1 protein-coding gene and 1 pseudogene are annotated in these 395 nt (G+C 71.1%); both read left to right on the top strand.

Annotation, left to right across the window (positions count from 1 at the left end):
* A pseudogene (locus AC6CKD_RS37990) lies at positions 1 to 99 on the top strand (DUF2267 domain-containing protein); the annotation flags it as partial.
* A 48-nt stretch (positions 100 to 147) separates the two neighbouring features.
* A partial coding sequence (locus AC6CKD_RS37985; protein WP_498333997.1) for a DUF2267 domain-containing protein occupies positions 148 to 395 on the top strand: 248 nt, incomplete at its 3' end.

The raw sequence follows: 395 nt of genomic DNA, 5'->3' as shown, positions 1-395 counted from the left end.
GCCGTCACCGCCGCGGCCGGAGACCTCCTGGTCCAGGAGATCCTCCTCCAGCTACCGCCCGGCTACGACCTGCTCTTCGGCCACCCCCAGCCCACCTGACCACCACCGGCGTCCACGCGAACCTTGACGAGAGAGGCATCCGCAGCCATGCACGACCAGCTTCGAGCGAACCCGCACCTGACGGTCATGACCTTCGACGACATGGTCGAGCGCGTCCGCTCCGAAGGCGTCTACCCCACCCGCGAACGCGCCGAGGACGTCCTGCGGACCGTCCTGGCCGCTCTCGGCCGGAGGGTCACCGGAGACGAGCGCGTCGACCTCGCCCGCCGCCTGACCGCCGAGGCCGCGCTGGCCTTCACCGCCCAGATCCCCGACACCGAAACCCTCACCGGCTG

This window comes from Streptomyces sp. GQ60 (assembly GCF_059758875.1).
This window is presented reverse-complemented; position numbering and strand designations above follow the sequence as displayed.